The sequence below is a fragment of the Halomonas sp. TG39a genome, from assembly GCF_000744395.1.
Taxonomy (GTDB): Bacteria; Pseudomonadota; Gammaproteobacteria; order Pseudomonadales; family Halomonadaceae; genus Vreelandella; species Vreelandella ventosae_B.
In genome coordinates this window covers 1150681-1167286 of record NZ_JQLV01000001.1, presented here as the reverse complement: position 1 = coordinate 1167286, position 16606 = coordinate 1150681, and the positions used below count along the sequence as shown (strand labels likewise).

Sequence of the window (16606 nt, the reverse complement as noted above, 5' to 3'; positions counted from 1 at the left end):
AAGCTCTCTATTCTCTTCAGGCTAACAATTTAAACGTTGAGCTAATATGTTGAAACTGGATATTTTAGCTCTTTAGACCTGAATTCAGGAAACGAATCAGGGACTACAAGCATAAATGATGACTAAAATCTCAACTTAACAACCCTCTTCACCAGCCAAACATACTTAGCAGTAAAAAACGGAGTAAGCTTTGGTGAACTAAGAAATCGGCCGCTCTAGTGCCATCTATATACTTTTCATTACGCCATTTCTTTGCGTACCTTTATTTTTTCTGCAACACGTTGATGTATTTTCTGGATCCCCGTTCCTTTAGGCCGCCGCACGAGAGCCTGTTCAATTGCTAACATGGCATCATCTAAATAACCCAGCCGCTCGAGCATCACTGCCATCTCACGCAACACATCGGCATCGCGAGACTTCTCGCTGGTTAATACACGACGCGCAGCAGGGCTTAACGGATTCTGTAGTGCCGACGGCTCTTCGAACTCGATCCCAAGAACATCGAGAAGCTTGAAGAAAGTATAGTCACAGCGTCCATTATCACGTAGTGACCTTGCTGCTTGGCGAACTTGTGTCATCAACTCAGGCTCTCCCTGCTCTAGAGCCTCAAGCGGTGCGCCCAAGTTGAGCCAAGATTGGCGTGGGGCTTTTTGAGTTGAAACTGGTATCTCCGCTACCTCTGCAAGGGCAGGAAAACGTGTTACCACAGGCGCCATTTGCGGCATCAACTCGTCTAGTAGCTGCTGGCGAATATTCGCAGCTATATCGGTTTGGGATAAACCCTGTTCATCCTGCGCCTTGTCTGAGTAGCCCTGTAGCCCCCAGTCAACCCGATGAGCCAGCCCATCGGGTAATTCTGGCAACACTGTATTTAACAAGCGCTTAAGTTCAAGTGCCGACGTTACATAGCTGCGATTGGTGATGGCCACGTTACCGACTAAGGCTTTTGCCTCTTTTTCAGGCATCCCCAGCACTTCCAAGAAGCGCCGCTCAATGGGGGCGCCTCCCTGGCCAGGGCTGCGATACGGCAGAAAGTGGCACTGAGCATCCCCGTAAGCATCCGCCCATTTTAACAAAGGCAGGCCCACCAAATGTGGCGCTGGCCTGCCTGCTTGCTCCATTAACAACTGTCCCAAGCGGCGGGTTTGCATATGACGCTTGATACCCTGATTATGGTTGCCCAAAAGATAATCCACTGGATGGCGTAGAAAACCGACCACACGCACGTCTAATGTGTTGGTAAGTTGGCGCATTTGCTCGGCCTGACCATATAGCGCCTCGCCCGATACCAGCAAACAGAGCTTGCGCTTCCGCGCCTCTTCAAGCCAGCCTTCAAGCCGTTCTTTTGCCTGTTCCAACTTTCCATTAAGCAAAGCGCCTGCCAGCTGGGTATGCCCCCCGGAGACGCCATTCACATCCAGCGGATGTTCCGGATAGAAATAACCTAGCTTGGCTAATATCTCAGGATGAGTTTGGCAGAAGCGCTGAATAGCGGATGACCCCGCCTTAGGAGCACCAATATGGAAGATGACATCTGGTAAGGGCTCGACACGACTTCCTTTGCTCCACGCACGAATGGCTTTCTTGATCATAAATCCTGTATGGGCACTGCGACCCGAACCTGTGATGTATTAAAAGAGTGGAGAATACGCGCTCTATATAAAAAATGCTTTTACTCAGTCACTTGACTAAACTTGCTCGTTGTTTCTCCCACGCCCAGGCATGGCGGACAATGGTCTCCAAATCGGCATACTGTGGCTGCCAGCCCAGCTCGCGTTTGGCGAGAGAGGCATCAGCCACCAACTTGGCTGGGTCGCCGGGGCGTCGCTCACCTTCCTCTATCATGAGGTTGCACCCATCTTCTGCTACTACAAGTTGCACCGCTTCGATCACTTGTTGAACCGAATACCCCTTACCGTTACCTAAATTAAAGGCCAACGCCCCCTGCTTATGACCAAGAATCAACGCCTCTAGCGCTTGAGCATGGGCGCTACATAAATCTTCAATATGTATGTAGTCACGTATACAGGTTCCATCTTCGGTAGGGTAATCACGGCCAAACACAGTGATAGACTTACGCCGACCAGAGGCCGCTTGTAAAATCAGTGGAATAAGATGAGTTTCGGGGTCATGGCACTCGCCAATTTCACCCTCGGGATCAGCTCCACAAGCATTAAAATAGCGAAGGGATACCGAACTGAGTCCATGTGCTGTATGAAAATCTTGCAACATGCGCTCGACCATCAGTTTACTAGCCCCGTAGGGGTTAATGGGCCGCTGGGAATGCACCTCATCAATGGGAACATATTCTGGCTCACCAAACGTTGCAGCCGTCGATGAGAAAATAAAGTACTTCACATCATGACGCACCATTGCCTCTAATAAGTTAAGAGTATTAGAGACATTGTTGCGGTAATATTTGCCTGGGTCTTGCATCGACTCGCCCACCAAACTATGGGCGGCGAAATGCATTACCCCATCAAAATCATGCTTACGAAACAACCGCTCCAGCAAAAGGGGGTCCGCAAGATCACCAACCACTAACTCACAATAACGTGCCAACTCACGAAAACCGGTAGAAAGATTATCAAGCACGACCACCGAATCGCCCGCATGAGTAAGTTGCTTAACCATCTGCGAGCCAATATAACCTGCACCACCTACGACAAGAACTTTCACGTATGATTCATCCTTTCCATCCTGGATTCATAGAATAATGGCAGCACTTTGAACCACCCAGTATAAGCTGGAGAGCCAGCGCCAGTACCCTCACTGTTTTACCGACCAAATTAAAACAGAGCATGAGTTACAGACAACTGCCCAATACCCAACGATACCAGATTAACGCTTGTATTGGGGTAGGTATGAGCAAGCGACAGGCCACTAGAAATCGTGGCGTTCATAACAGCACGATACGCCATGAGTTACGTCGTAACGCGACAAATGAAGGTTATGAACCTGGGCTAGCCCAGCGCCTTAGCAATAATGACGTCCAAGGCTTAAAGTAGACATATCTACCTCTCCTTTACTGATGCCCATCTTCAGTTTTTTACGCTCTCACTCATAACTTCATCTTCTAATCAATTTTCGTGAAGGACTCTGCTTGCTGTTCAAATATTTTTTTAGCTTTTTCATATACGATTACATCTTTGTCGTATAATGGAAAAAGAGCCTTTGTTATCTTATCATCATTAATATCAAGCCCGTATTTATTGCGACTCACATTCTCCATTACGACTTGATTAGCTGGCCACTCAAACTTCATACTCAACATATTCATGAACTTATTAATATCTTCTTGAATTCCAACAAGATCTATAGATTCAAGATTTTTCAGAGCAGCGTTCACTTGAGAATGAGAGTATGTACTTCGGTTATGTTCGCCATTTAAGAAATACATTTGCGTATTGTGTAGAAATAAAAGATTTTCATTTTCTAACCAAGTTATCAAATCGCTTAAATCATCTGGATTACTAAAATCGTATTCAGTCATTTTTCTTGCTATTCTCTGAAAAGGTTTAGGATGCGCATTAAACCTCTCTTCTTCACCCGGGTCTGCAAGCTGTCTCACCCAACTTAAATGTGAGATCACATAAGACACTGGCTCTCTAAAAGATATAAGAGTAATCCACTCCTCAAGTGGCAACATCTTATCTATTACGTTATAGGGCAAATGGCCGGATATAAACTCATAACTTTCACAAATATCTTTATTCAACCCATGAATCCCTTCAATATGAAAGCGATGGGATTTCAAATTATTTGAAAAGTATTTGTTTATTGAAGAACCAGCTGTTTTTGGCACATGAATATATAATATCTTCATAAAAGCGCACCCTCACAATTTATTCTTGATATTATTTTTTAAAAGAAACTCGGAATAGTTATCATAAAGATTTTTGTATTTTTTATTAAAACCTTCATAAGTGAATTTATCTAAGATTTTACTCTTTGACAACTTAACCAACTCGTCCATATGCACAGAAGGGAAAGAATACAAGTCTGTAAACTCCATTGTTCTAGTATCATGAACAATCCAAAGAGCAGGCACCTTCATTTGGGCCGCCAACATATTGCCGTGAAATCGCCCACCAATGCAAAAATCTACCGTTTTTAAGTATTCCTTCCACACATCTACATCTTCAAAATAAACCGCGTTATCGACAAGATTTTGTCTAGATGGGATCGAACGATTCTTCATGTTCATGTAATTATCTTTAAACTCATCAATCCCTATTTCACCGGCTTGTAATTTAAGTAATTTAGATTCGCTCTGTACTAAGAATTTCGCATCATATTCACCAAAGGTATCAAATAGAAAATCTATGTAATACATTTGATTTTGTCTTGGTGCTCCATGAACTAAAATACGTGACTGAGAGACAGATGTATCATCCAATTTTAATTTTGTATCAATAGAGAAATTTCTATCCAAACTCATAAAAGCACTAGGACACCCAATAACATCAACATTCTTAATGCCAAGATTGGATAATACATCAGCTGTAAACTCACCTCTCACACCTATACTAACGCTTTTTTCAGAAACAATTTTAAGCCATCTTTCAGTCCCTGTATTTATTTTTATTGTATCAGATGTGCTAAGTGCCTGTGCCCCTAAACCAATAGGCGTAATTGGCATGTCTAAATTTTCAAGAACATCTGCCCACTTTCCTAAATCCTGTTCAGAACTGATAAAATTTGCAGAAGCAATTACTGCTCGGTCGTAATTTGAATTAATTGACTCAAAGTCTAACTTATCGGAAAACCGAAAAAAATCACAATTCTCTACTTGCTTATCTACTGAATAGCCAATTAAATAGTTACCAAAATTATTTCCTGACATATTTAGTTTCAACTTAATATCATCAGCTTTTTTTCTTGCGCCTTTTTGTGCGCCAAATACTGCTACTTTTTCCATTTTCTATCTCCTTTTAGATTTGAAAACCACTACGCCCAACAGCTGAAGCTTCATTTAAAAGCATTTGCTTTTCTAATTCCTCTTGGCTTACACCTTTCAGAGCGGCATAGTTGGCATCGTTTCTATCTTGTGCTCGTTTGGTTTGCTCGGCATGTTCTTCGCCGCTGATGAGCTTAACCCCAAAGTTATTGTAAAAAAAATCTCTTTCTATACTACTGACTTTAAGCCTAGTCTCATAATTATCATCGTGAGAATGATACACGATGGAATCTTTAGCATAGTATTTCTTTAGCCCTAACTGCACGATGGTCCATGCCCAGACTTGATCCTCACCCCAATCGATATGTGGGTAGTGAATGCTATGCCAAGCTTGCTTACAAATGGCTGAGTTGTTATCAGAATAAAACATCATCTTCATTTGCCACTCTAGCGAGCCTCGCTCTATATGTGAAGGCATAGCGTCGTGCCATGAGTAGACCTGTGGCAACATTTCAAAGTGTTTAAAATGGTTGTATATATCACGCTTTACAAAGGGTGAATGCGCTTCATAAGCTTTGTGCTTGCCAAAGACACCAACGATTTTTTCATCAACACCGAAGCTCTTTATCAACTGTTCCAGCCAATGCTGATCATAGGGCAAAGCATCTTGGGTTAAGAAAGCGACATAATCCCCTTTTGCCTTTTCGATACCCATGTCTCTGGTTTTGCCGTGCTGGAATTCTGAGCGCTGGATGCCTATGTAGCTAATGCTGTCATGTTGACTAGCATAGCGTTCAAGTATCTGTTGAGTTCCATCATCTGAGGCGCTGTCGATGACTAGTACATCGAAGCTAAATGATGTTTTTTGTGTTAAGAGTTTGTCCAGTAGCGGGTCGATTTCACCGGCGGCGTTGAGTGTGGGGATCACGACGGTTGCATGGGTTTCTGCTGAAAAGCCGGAGTTGGTGATGCTGTTGATATCCAGCGGTGTATAGTTTTCTTTGTCCAGCTCGGTGTAGAGTGCGTCATTGACATTCTGCGCAGCCTTCTCCCAACTGATGTTTTGCAAAAAGGCCAAGCCTGCCTGGATTTGAGCTTCTCTTTTGGCAGGGTTATCTATAAGTGACTGAACGCCCTTTGCAATGGCGGGCACATTAGGCTGGGCAAAAGTGACAACATCTTCACCAAACACATAGCGAGTACTTTCAACATCCAACTCCACAATGGGTAAGCCACATGCCATCATCTCAAGCGGAATCAGTGAATAGTTGGTAGCTGAGAAAACAACGCCTATATCGCAAGAATTATAAAGTGAGGCAAGTTCTTGCGGAGTTAATATACCGTGGTTAGTGTAGTCAAATTCAGGTTCGACTGGTAAGTCATCTTGCCCAAAACAGTGCACATGGATATTGTCATTATGCTTGGCCAGTTCGTTAAGACCGGCGATACCCAGCCTGACTGCACGCCTTGGTGTATAGCTTCTTGAGTAAAAGGCGATATTGAGCTTGTCTTTAACCGTATAACTTTTTTCTTCTGTGACGCTGTAAACAGTTTCATCAGCACAGAGCGGGAAATCGTAGGCAGTCATGCCTTTATCTTGTGCTTTCTTTTTGAGCCATGGCCCAGCCGTAATCGCTGTAAAACCAAAGCCATAGGTTTGTTCGGCAATAAGGTAGTTTTCTCCCATTGGGTGAAACATGGGTTCATAATCTTGGATGAAATAGCAGCGTTTCTTGAACTTGCTCATTGAGCGAACTGGATAAGCTGTCCAGCAGTCTGTGGCAATAGCAATATCTCCGCTGATCCATTCGGTATTGTCGGGTAGAAATTGAACATCTACATTTTTGCCGATGGGTTGGTAATACTTTGATATTGTCTCTTTTGCTAAAAATGGTGAGCGATAGTTATTGACATTCTGAATCCAAATCGTTTGGCGATGGCCCAGTTTTTCAAGGAAATAAATCATTCTGAAGATGGTCATATGACCACCTGCACCAATGCCGAAGTCAGGTATGACCCAGTGAATGACCAAAGAATCTTTATTGAAAAAATTGTGCATTGGCGATAATGATGTAACAGGATTCGCACTTATTTTTGGATCATCGCGCATCCATTTGTTACCGACGGGAAAGCTCTGCGAGAACTGCTTTGCCTCATCAATTATATTTTGATTATTAGGTTGCGAATAAAAAACTGCTGTTTTGAACCCTTTTATCACTGGATAAATCGCAAAAAATCTCTCCATTGCATGAGCTAATGTGGCATCAAGTTTTTCATTGGTATTTTTGAAATCATCGTATTGAAATTCCAAATTCACCAAATCTTTATAGCATTTTGTTTTAAACCACCCCATGGTGCCCGCAGCGAAGGGATAGTCCGAAAAAGATTCTTCTTCAGCAAGACCAAGACGATTGAGCAAAGAATTGATTTCAGAAACATTAGAATCACCAGAGGTATATTTTTTTATTTTATGAAAATTTTCTGGATAAATAAAGGCTAGATCATTGTCAGATTCTAGTTTGTTCAACACAGCTTTCACTGTTTTTTCAGATCCTAAAATCTTATCAAACAGATAGGTTCGCCACTCATCGCCGAAATCAGTATGCAGACTTCGCTTAGTATGAATATGGCATATATAGTCGTACTCACGCCAAGCATCTTTAAAAGCAACAAGAAGAGGAGAAACATCTCTTCCTGAATTTTCAACAACTTTAACGTATATTTTGTTTAACCTTACAGCCTTACTTAAGACTTCTTTAGCATAGATTCCATCAGCCTCTGTAATGACAGATATAAGGAGATCATACTTGATTGGTATATTTCCCAAATACTTTATTATTTGATCAACAACATCAGGGTAAAAAATGTGAGCTTGTATTGCAATCTTTACACTTAAATCACTCTCAAAACATTCATTTTCTTTTGAGCTTATTAAAAATGCATTTTCGGGTAGAGTTGGTAAATCTTCGTTATCTAAAAAATGATTGAGAGGGCATTCGCTTAACCCATTCTTCTTCATGTAGAAAAAGTTATCGAATGTTAGGGACGGGTTTCTGTTTTCCTTAAATCCAGTGCTTAGGTAATGTTGCAACGGATCTAGGCCCTTATCCCTTACATCTTGGTAAGCATTTAGATAAAACTCTGGATCAAACACCCCTGAAGACAACAACTGATCCACTTGGCTGATTTTCGCCAAATGATTGCAGTCCCGACCTTCTTTTACCCCATATTTTTGGTAGTGAGAAAAAGGATTAATTTCGTTTTCTTTCACATCCGGGTATCTGTTTAAATAAAATCTTGTATCAAACCAACTATTTGGCTTACGACCTTCTTTCCATCCAACGGTATCGAAGTGCTCACGAGGATTTACACCAGCCCGCTTAATATCTGGATAATAATTTAAATAAAACTTTTCATCGAATTCAGAAAATAATTTCAATACATAATTATCTTCTTTTTTATTGTACGATTTTAAACACTCTGAAACTGTACTCTGATCTCTGCTTTCATAATCAATTGCATTCTTAAATCGGCCTTCCTTTTTGCCATACAAAAGGTAATGCAATACCGGATGACCTCCGTTTTCCTTAACATCTTGATAATAATTTCTATACCATACTGGATCAAATTCTGCATTTGGCTTATAGTCTTCTGAGATACCTTTCGCACAGAAGTGATCAATAGGTGTGCTATCTGCCAGGCGTGCATCCCGGTAGTTTCTTAGATAGAATATTTTGTCAAAGAAATCGTTTTTTTCCAGAAGCTTCTTGATCTGCTTCGCTTTCATATTATTTCACTTCCCTATTTTCGTGCTTGAACGCCATGCTCAAATGGCGAATAGGCTTGGTGTAAACCCAGCACTTGCTTTCTTTGATGCAGGCCAGATCTGAGACGATTTGATCAATGGATTGAGACAGTAGTAGTGTTTCTTGTTCCAGTTCAGCAATGCGCGTTTGACTGGAGGCTTGTAGATCATTGAGCTGGCCTTCCAGTTCACTTTTTTGGCTCTGTTTCGCGTCTTTAACGCTTTGTAGATCCGCCAGCAGGCTTTCTAGCTCCTGATTAAGCGTGCCTTGGCTTTCATATAGCGCAGCTTTTTCCGCTTCCAGCTCGGTGATGCGCGTTTGGTTGGTGACTTGCATCTCGTTGAGCTGGCTTTCCAATTCGACTTTTTGTTTTTGTTTCGATTCTTTAACGCTTTGTAGATCCCCCAGCAGGCTTTCTAGCTCCTGATTAAGCGTGTTTTGGCTTTCACATAGCGCAGCTTTTTCCGCTTCCAGCTCGGTGATGCGCGCTTGGCTGGTGGCTTCTTCTTTACCGTAGTGCTTCTCTAACTCAAGCTGTGCGGCTTGCAACTCGCTGAACTGCTGTCGCCGCTCATCAAGTTCGCTTTCTTTTTCGCTGAGTTTTTTGTGCGTCCAATAAAGCTTCTCTGAAGGTGAACTAATCTCTTTGACATTAAGGTGGTACTGTTCACAGTAACGGTTGGGGTAGCGCCCCTCTTGCTTACCAAATTCCATATAGTGATAAGTTGGGTTAGTTTCACTCTGACGTACATCAGGATAGCGATCAAGGTAGTAGGCTTCGTCAACAAACGAAGGGTCTTTGATAGCTTCCAGGGCATTTACTAGCGCGCGCTCCTCATTCCATCGAGCATTTAAATCCCGAGCTAGTTGACTTTCAAACTGAACATCTCGGGTGTGCATGAATTGATCAATCGCTGCAAAATCATTGCAGATTCGGTCAAATTCTTGTGCAGTGACAGTGGAAAATGAGCTCTTTTGTACGAAACTGATCAGCATTAGTATAAATTGCGGTAGATTATCCGCAATATTTTTGGCATCGAGGTTATGATGCTTCAGGTTCTTTTCTAAGAAACTTTCTTGCACTTCTTTTATCGTAGCTGAATCTGGTTTTAAATCAATAAAGTCGGCTACTTTAGTCAACTCTGTTTTTGTATCATTTAAAAACTCGCTAAAATCGACAAAACAACGTGAGTAAGGGCGTGATACTCTTTCCGCATGTAAAACATACTTCGCCCATAACAATAGGGACTTTTCTACAGAAAAACCATTACGCTGCTTTAGCGAGCGTGCTATTTCGAATGGATTACGATACGGAAAAATGATCTTAATCTCTATTCCCGTTTCTTTAAGAGCACGCTCCCAAAGTGGAAAAACAATACACATTCTTGGATCTTTTAGAGCAAATACTTTGCAGTACAAGAACTCTTCTTCTATGAATCTAATGACTTCAGGCAAGTGTTTTTCAATAAGTTCTTCGGTAATCGCTAATGAAAAACGGGTATCATCCCAGTTAGATTGCATATCAGATAAGAAGGCGTCATTTATTTGCATAACCCTTACACCTTCGAAATACCCTTTTGGGTTATCTTCAGTTGCCGGCATAAGTTCTTGCGGTAACATGACTCCCATTTTTTCTAGCGCTCCGGTAATGGCAGAGGTGCCACTACGATGCATTCCTAGAACGAATACACACGTTTTCATTGCCTATCCTTTAAAAATTTACACTTTTATAAAATTTAGAGCATTCTTCCAGATACATCACTAAGCATCTTTCTCTGACAAACGTGGCCCCTGCCCCCACTAATGGCCAATCTATCGCCAGCCCTGGATCATCCCAGTGGATACTCACTTCATCGCTGGGGTTATAGTAACAAGTGCATTTGTACTGGAATTCAGCTTCACTGCTGGTAACGTCAAAAGCATGGGCAAAGCCCGGAGGCACCCATAGCAACTGCTTGTTATCTTCACTAAGCAGCACACCTACCCATTCACCATAAGTAGGCATGCTTTCGCGCATGTCTACGGCAATATCAAATAATTCACCGCGCGTTACCCGCACCAGATTGGCTTAAAGTTAGTGGTTATCCTGCACAAATTGGTAATTCCCACAGCACTGTTCAAACTCACTTTGTCGGAAGGTTTCCATAAAGCAACCTCGTTCGTCGTCGAAGACTTGAGGGGTTAGCAGTATTACACCAGGAATAGCGAGTTTACCGTAGTGCATTGGTGAACCATGAGAGGTGAGCTCACCCCTTACACTTTACTTCTTAGTCTTTAAAAGACGCTGGAGGTATTGGCCGTACTGGGTTTTGGAAAGTGGCTTAGCAAGTACAGCCAAGCGTTCATCGCTAATCCATCCATGCTGCCAGGCAATCTCTTCCAAGCAGGCGATTTTAAGCCCTTGGCGATGCTCGATTGTTTGTACGTATTGGCTGGCTTCTAAAAGACTGTCGTGAGTGCCGGTGTCCAGCCAAGCAAAACCACGACCCAAGCGCTCTACACGCAAATCGCCACGCTCTAAATAAGCGTTGTTAACGCTGGTAATTTCCAGCTCGCCCCGCTCGGATGGCTTGACCTGTTTCGCAATTTCAACAACGTCGTTATCGTAAAAATAGAGGCCTGTTACTGCATAGGCCGATTTTGGCTTTTTAGGCTTCTCCTCGATAGAGATGGCTTTACCACTCTCATCAAACTCGACGACACCAAAACGTTCCGGGTCTTTAACCAGGTAACCAAACACGCTTGCACCCTTGGTGTGGTCACCGGCGCGTTGTAACTGCTCGGAAAAGTGCTGACCATGGTAAATATTATCGCCCAGCACTAGGCAAACGGGGCTATCACCAATGAACTCTTCGCCAATAATAAAGGCTTGAGCCAGGCCGTCAGGGCTTGGCTGTTCGGCGTATTCAAACTGAACGCCAAAGTCGTCGCCGTTACCAAGCAAGCTTTTATACTGCGGCAGGTCTTCGGGTGTCGAGATAATAAGGATCTCCCGAATACCGGCTAGCATTAAGACAGAAACCGGGTAATAGATCATCGGCTTGTCATAGACAGGCAGTAACTGTTTAGAGACACCGCGTGTGATGGGGTGTAAACGGGTGCCCGATCCTCCGGCAAGAATGATCCCTTTACGTTGGGTATGTTGGCTCATGGTTACCTCCTCGGTAAGTTGATAGCCACGGACACTCACTGAAAACACGGTTAAAGGCAAAACGCACTCTTGGGTTTTTCTGTGGTATCCGTGTCTTCCGTGGCTTAAGTATTTTCGAGGTATTCTTTAAGAGTTAGGCCCAACTGAGATTGCCAGGTCGGTAGTGTGACACCAAGGGCAGTTTCAAGTTTATTCAGGTTCATTCGTGAGTTTAGAGGCCGTTGTGCAGGTGTCGGATACTCAGCGGTGGGAATGCCCGCTGCGCCTTGCGGCTTAATAGCAAGCGTTTCTCCTGCTTTGTGTGCCTGCTCAAAAATTTCGCATGCGAACCCGTGCCAGCTGGTTTCCCCACGCGGTGCCAAGTGGTAGATGCCTGAGGGGATGTGAGGCATGAGTGGTGAAGCGTGAGGTGTAAATTGTGAGGGGTGAGGCGTGAACGCTAGTGTGGTGGCCTGGGCGATTAAGCGGGCTGGTGTGGGCGCGCCTATTTGGTCGTTGACGATGCTAAGTGCGTCGCGCTCAAGGCCCAGGCGTAGCATGGTTTTCATGAAGTTGTTGCCACGTGCAGCGTATACCCAACTGGTACGGAAAATCAGGTGCTGGCAGCCGCTTTGGGTAACCGCCTGGTCGCCTTCCAGCTTGGTTTGTCCGTATACACTGTGCGGTGCCGTGGGGCTATCTTCTTGCCAGGGTATTTCGCCATCTCCTGGATACACATAGTCGGTTGAGTAGTGCACCAGCGGAATGCTGTGCTTGACAGCATACTTGGCTAACTGTGCTGGCAGCTCGGCATTGAGGCGCTTGGCTTGCTCTGGCTCGCTTTCGGCTTTATCGACCGCTGTGTAAGCGGCGGCGTTAAGGATAAGGCTTGGCTTGTGCTCTGCCAGATAGTTATCCACCGCTTGGGCGTAGGTTAGGTCGAGCTCTTGGCGTGTAGGGGCCATGATATTGCCGAATATGGCAAATTGGCGCTGGAGTTCAAAGCCGACTTGGCCGTTGCCGCCGGTGATGAAGATATTCATTGGAGGAATCCTTTTCATACACGCAGAAAGCTAGTGCAGGTAGCACCGCTTCGCGCTGCTTTCGTGCCGGGCCGCCGTCGCGGGTGCGTGCGCTTCGCTTACCACGCGCTATGAGTCGGTGCCTAGGCGTTGGCCTTGGTAGCTGCCGTCTTGTACGCGCTTCCACCAGGTTTCGTTGGCTAAGTACCACTGCACGGTTTTGCGCAGACCGGTTTCAAAGGTTTCTTCTGGTACCCAGCCTAGCTCGCGTGCGATTTTGCTGGCATCGATGGCGTAGCGCACATCGTGGCCGGGGCGGTCGGTCACGAAGGTAATCAAATCGCGGTAAGAGGTTTCTTGGGGTACTAGCTCTTGTAGTAGATCACACAAAGTTTCTACGACTGTGAGGTTGGCTTTTTCATTGTGCCCACCGATGTTGTAGGTCTCACCTACTTTTCCTTCTGTGGCTACTTTGATCAATGCGCGGGCGTGGTCTTCTACATACAGCCAGTCACGAATCTGCTGTCCATCGCCGTATACCGGCAGGGATTTGCCTGCCAGGGCGTTAAGAATCATCAGCGGGATCAGCTTTTCCGGGAAGTGGTACGGGCCGTAGTTATTTGAGCAGTTGGTTACCAGAGTGGGGAGCCCATAGGTACGCTGCCATGCGCGTACCAGATGATCTGAACTGGCTTTGCTGGCTGAATAAGGCGAGCTGGGAGCATAGGATGTCTCTTCGGTGAACAGGTCAACCGTGCCTTCAAGATCACCATAAACTTCATCGGTCGAGATATGATGAAAGCGGAACGCCTCGGCTTTGGCCGAGTCTTGATCCTGCAGCGCTTTCCAGTAGCTACGTGCAGCCTCTAGCAGCACTGCAGTACCAACCACATTGGTTTGAATAAATTCAGCCGGGCCATCAATGGAGCGATCCACATGACTTTCTGCCGCTAGGTGCATCACTACATCAGGCTGGTACTTTTCAAACAGTTGCTGCATAGCATGTGCGTCGCAAATATCGGCCTGCACGAAGGTGTAACGCTCATTGGTTTCAACATTAGCGAGCGATTCCAGATTACCTGCATAAGTCAGCTTGTCTACATTCACGACATCGTGAGCTGAGTTCTGGATAAGCTCACGCACCACCGCTGAACCGATAAAACCAGCACCACCGGTAATCAAGAAAGTTTTATTCGCCATGTACTACAGTCCTTGAGTTAAATGTTACAACCTATTCAGCAGCGGCGTTGCCCTGCTCTTGCTTAAGTGCTTCCAGGTGAAGCTGGGCATTGGTTATTTGCTGTTGGCGTTTGGGTATGTCGTCTCGTATATGTTTGCGGTAAATAGGTAATAGGTTTTTTTCTTTAGCGACTTCTAACGCGCGCTGCGCTTCTGCTAGCTTGCTTTTTGCCTGTTGCAGATGTTTTTCAGCTTCAGGAATATTGCCGGGCAAGTTGTCGAAACGCTTGGGCTTACCAGGGGTTTTGGGTTTAGTGACCGCTTTACCACTATCTATGTCCGCATGGTAGGCCTTAATAGCTTCATTAATATTGTCATACCAATATGCTCGGCCCTCTTTTAAATAAAGACCTGACTTACAAAGATCCTTCAGGATACCTTCAGAGTGGGACACCATGATTAACGAGGCTTGGCCGATTTTAGATTTGAACAATGCTTTGGCTTTTTCTTTGAAAGCCCTGTCGCCAACAGCAGTCGCCTCATCAGAAATATAGATATCGAAATCGAAGGAAAGCGATAGGCCGAATGACACCCGGGAGCGCATACCTGAGGAGTAAGTTCGCACGGGTTCATCAAACGCTTCGCCAATCTCTGCGAAGTCTTCAACAAATTTGATGACTCGCTTAACCTCTTCAGGTGTACTGCCCTGCACACGGGCAACAAATTTAGCATTTTGCCGCCCGGTCATATTGTTCTGCATACCACCAGCCAGACCCACCGGCCAAGAAACACGACTGTGGCGAATAACTTCACCTCGCTCAGGCTTGTCCATTCCTGCGACTAAGCGCAACAAGGTCGATTTACCCGCGCCGTTGGCGCCGATCAACCCCACGCTTACCCCGGTGGGGATCGTCAGGTTGATGTCCTTGAGTACCCAATCGCTGCCGTGGTGATTGTGGTAGCGTTTGTAGAGGTTTTTTATCTCAATCATTTGTTTGTGAATCGTGAGGTGTGAATCGTGAATCGTGAATGCTCCTCAACTCACTACTTACCATTCACTACTCTCACTTCTTTTCCTTTTCGCTTATAGAGTTTTTCCAACTCGCTTTTGAGCGTTGCGCGGGCGGTTTGTTCACCGTGCACCAGACGAATGGTGTTGGGCCAGCGGCGCATTCGCTTTACGAAGTTGAGCAGGTCTTTTTGATCGGCGTGGGCGGAGTAGCCGCTGATAGAGGTCACGCCTGCCTTTATATCGATTCGCTCGCCGTCTATGTTTACCCAGCCGCCCTGGGGGCCGTACTGCTGAATATCTCGCCCTGGGGTGCCTGCGCCTTGGTAGCCCACAAATAGTACTTGGTGGCGTTCATCGCCGAGCATGGCTTTTAGGTAATTCATAATACGCCCACCTGCACACATACCGCTGGCGGCTATTACTACTGCTGGGCGGCCAGTTTTGGCCAGGTACTCCACCGTTTGTTCGTGCTCTGCGTGGCTGTCCACCGTGTAGAGGTTGGCAAAGTTGAGCGGGTGACGGCCACTGCGGAGGCGGCTTTGAGCTTCTTTATCCCAGTAGGGTTTTAGCTCGCGGTACACCTTGGTAAAGCGTGCGGCCAGCGGTGAATCGACAATTATTTCCAGCGACTGCCATTGTGACGAGCGCGCTTGGTGGATGATGGTTTCCAGCTCGTACAGCAGTTCTTGGGTGCGGCCAATGCTGAACGCAGGCACCATCACCGTGCCGCCGTTAGCGAGTGCTTGCTCCACGGCGGCTTTCAGGGTGGCACGGCGCTGGCGGCGGTCTGGGTGTAGGCGGTTACCGTAGGTGCTTTCGAGTACCAGTTGATCGCAGCCGTAAGGTGATTCGGGGGCGGGCAATAGAGGCGCGTAGGGGGCGCCCAGATCGCCGGAGAACACTACGCGCTCTTTTTCGCCGGTTTTGGCATCCTGGTAGCTTACTTCTACGTAGCTGGAACCGAGTATGTGCCCTGCCCGTTTGAGTTTGACGCGGGTGGTGCCCTTTCCGCCCATACCAGAGCCAGCACTGGAGTGACCGCTTACATCGCTGCCTGAGCCTATGTTGTGCCATTTGCCGTAAGGCACGCTAACAATCTGCTTTTCGAGCTGCGCTTGAAAGCGCTCGATTAGCTGGGTGTTGCGGGTAAAGCCGATTTTTAGCGCGTCTTCAATTACCAGGGGCAGCAGTTTGGCCGTGGGGATCGAGCAGATGATTGGCCCGGTGAAACCTGCGGCCAGCAGGTAAGGCAGCCTGCCCACGTGGTCGATGTGAACGTGGGTGATGACCAGGGCCTTGACGGTGCTGATATCGAATTCGATCTGTAGCTGCTCGAAGCTGTTTTCTGCGGCGTCTTCGCCTTGGAAGAGACCGCAATCTACCAGTAGGGATTCGTTTTGATTGAGAACCAGTTGGTGGCAGCTTCCCGTTACGCCAGTGGCACCGCCGTGGTGGATTATTTCGAGCATACGAGTTGTGAGTTGTGAGTTGTGAGTTGTGAGTTGTGAGTTGTGAGTCGTGAGTCGTGAGTCGTGAGTCGTGAGTCGTGAGTCGTGA

11 protein-coding genes and 1 pseudogene are annotated in these 16606 nt (G+C 45.7%); all 12 read right to left on the bottom strand.

Features of this window, described 5'->3' with window-relative positions; all coding sequences use genetic code 11:
- Positions 1 to 239 precede the first annotated feature (239 nt).
- The 12 genes and pseudogenes from U738_RS05130 to U738_RS05070 all read right to left on the bottom strand — a co-directional run bounded on the left by U738_RS05130 (position 240) and on the right by U738_RS05070 (position 16518).
- Positions 240 to 1592, bottom strand: a complete 1353-nt coding sequence (locus U738_RS05130) for a hypothetical protein (protein ID WP_035577979.1) — start codon at positions 1590 to 1592, stop codon at positions 240 to 242.
- A gap of 88 nt (positions 1593 to 1680) precedes the next feature.
- Positions 1681 to 2679 (bottom strand): UDP-glucose 4-epimerase GalE, encoded by a 999-nt coding sequence (galE, locus tag U738_RS05125; protein ID WP_035577977.1) that lies wholly within the window; start codon positions 2677 to 2679, stop codon positions 1681 to 1683.
- A 397-nt stretch (positions 2680 to 3076) separates the two neighbouring features.
- Positions 3077 to 3826: a sulfotransferase family 2 domain-containing protein gene (locus tag U738_RS05120; RefSeq protein WP_035577975.1), complete on the bottom strand. Its 750-nt coding sequence runs from the start codon at positions 3824 to 3826 to the stop codon at positions 3077 to 3079.
- A 12-nt stretch (positions 3827 to 3838) separates the two neighbouring features.
- A complete protein-coding gene (locus U738_RS05115) occupies positions 3839 to 4921 on the bottom strand; it encodes a polysaccharide pyruvyl transferase family protein (RefSeq protein WP_035577973.1) in 1083 nt (360 codons plus the stop codon).
- Between the two features lie 13 nt (positions 4922 to 4934).
- Positions 4935 to 8687 carry a rhamnosyltransferase WsaF family glycosyltransferase gene (locus tag U738_RS05110; RefSeq protein WP_081899035.1) on the bottom strand — a complete coding sequence of 1251 codons (3753 nt, stop codon included), beginning with the start codon at positions 8685 to 8687 and terminating at the stop codon, positions 4935 to 4937.
- 1 nt (position 8688) lies between these two features.
- Positions 8689 to 10407, bottom strand: a complete 1719-nt coding sequence (locus U738_RS22620; RefSeq protein WP_152561126.1) for a sulfotransferase family protein — start codon at positions 10405 to 10407, stop codon at positions 8689 to 8691.
- A gap of 10 nt (positions 10408 to 10417) precedes the next feature.
- A pseudogene (rfbC, locus tag U738_RS05095) lies at positions 10418 to 10930 on the bottom strand (dTDP-4-dehydrorhamnose 3,5-epimerase).
- 36 nt (positions 10931 to 10966) lie between these two features.
- The gene (rfbA, locus tag U738_RS05090; RefSeq protein ID WP_035577967.1) at positions 10967 to 11857 is read right to left on the bottom strand and encodes a glucose-1-phosphate thymidylyltransferase RfbA; all 891 of its coding nucleotides are present in this window, start codon (positions 11855 to 11857) and stop codon (positions 10967 to 10969) included.
- A gap of 104 nt (positions 11858 to 11961) precedes the next feature.
- Positions 11962 to 12879, bottom strand: a complete 918-nt coding sequence (gene rfbD, locus U738_RS05085) for a dTDP-4-dehydrorhamnose reductase (protein ID WP_035577965.1) — start codon at positions 12877 to 12879, stop codon at positions 11962 to 11964.
- Between the two features lie 108 nt (positions 12880 to 12987).
- Positions 12988 to 14058: a dTDP-glucose 4,6-dehydratase gene (gene rfbB / locus U738_RS05080; protein WP_035577963.1), complete on the bottom strand. Its 1071-nt coding sequence runs from the start codon at positions 14056 to 14058 to the stop codon at positions 12988 to 12990.
- A gap of 31 nt (positions 14059 to 14089) precedes the next feature.
- Complete coding sequence (locus tag U738_RS05075; RefSeq protein WP_035577961.1) at positions 14090 to 15028, bottom strand: ABC transporter ATP-binding protein; 939 nt, start codon at positions 15026 to 15028, stop codon at positions 14090 to 14092.
- A gap of 53 nt (positions 15029 to 15081) precedes the next feature.
- Positions 15082 to 16518, bottom strand: coding sequence for an MBL fold metallo-hydrolase RNA specificity domain-containing protein (locus U738_RS05070; protein WP_035577959.1), 1437 nt, complete (start codon positions 16516 to 16518; stop codon positions 15082 to 15084).
- Positions 16519 to 16606 lie beyond the last annotated feature (88 nt).

Excerpts from the sequence above, each read along its gene's own strand:
- rfbB (WP_035577963.1), bottom strand. The coding sequence starts at position 14,058 with ATGGCGAATAAAACTTTCTTGATTACCGGTGGTGCTGGTTTTATCGGT.
- U738_RS05110 (WP_081899035.1), bottom strand. The coding sequence starts at position 8,687 with ATGAAAGCGAAGCAGATCAAGAAGCTTCTGGAAAAAAACGATTTCTTT.
- U738_RS05075 (WP_035577961.1), bottom strand. The coding sequence starts at position 15,028 with ATGATTGAGATAAAAAACCTCTACAAACGCTACCACAATCACCACGGC.
- U738_RS22620 (WP_152561126.1), bottom strand. The coding sequence starts at position 10,407 with ATGAAAACGTGTGTATTCGTTCTAGGAATGCATCGTAGTGGCACCTCT.
- U738_RS05130 (WP_035577979.1), bottom strand. The coding sequence starts at position 1,592 with ATGATCAAGAAAGCCATTCGTGCGTGGAGCAAAGGAAGTCGTGTCGAG.
- U738_RS05120 (WP_035577975.1), bottom strand. The coding sequence starts at position 3,826 with ATGAAGATATTATATATTCATGTGCCAAAAACAGCTGGTTCTTCAATA.
- rfbA (WP_035577967.1), bottom strand. The coding sequence starts at position 11,857 with ATGAGCCAACATACCCAACGTAAAGGGATCATTCTTGCCGGAGGATCG.
- rfbD (WP_035577965.1), bottom strand. The coding sequence starts at position 12,879 with ATGAATATCTTCATCACCGGCGGCAACGGCCAAGTCGGCTTTGAACTC.
- U738_RS05115 (WP_035577973.1), bottom strand. The coding sequence starts at position 4,921 with ATGGAAAAAGTAGCAGTATTTGGCGCACAAAAAGGCGCAAGAAAAAAA.
- U738_RS05070 (WP_035577959.1), bottom strand. The coding sequence starts at position 16,518 with ATGCTCGAAATAATCCACCACGGCGGTGCCACTGGCGTAACGGGAAGC.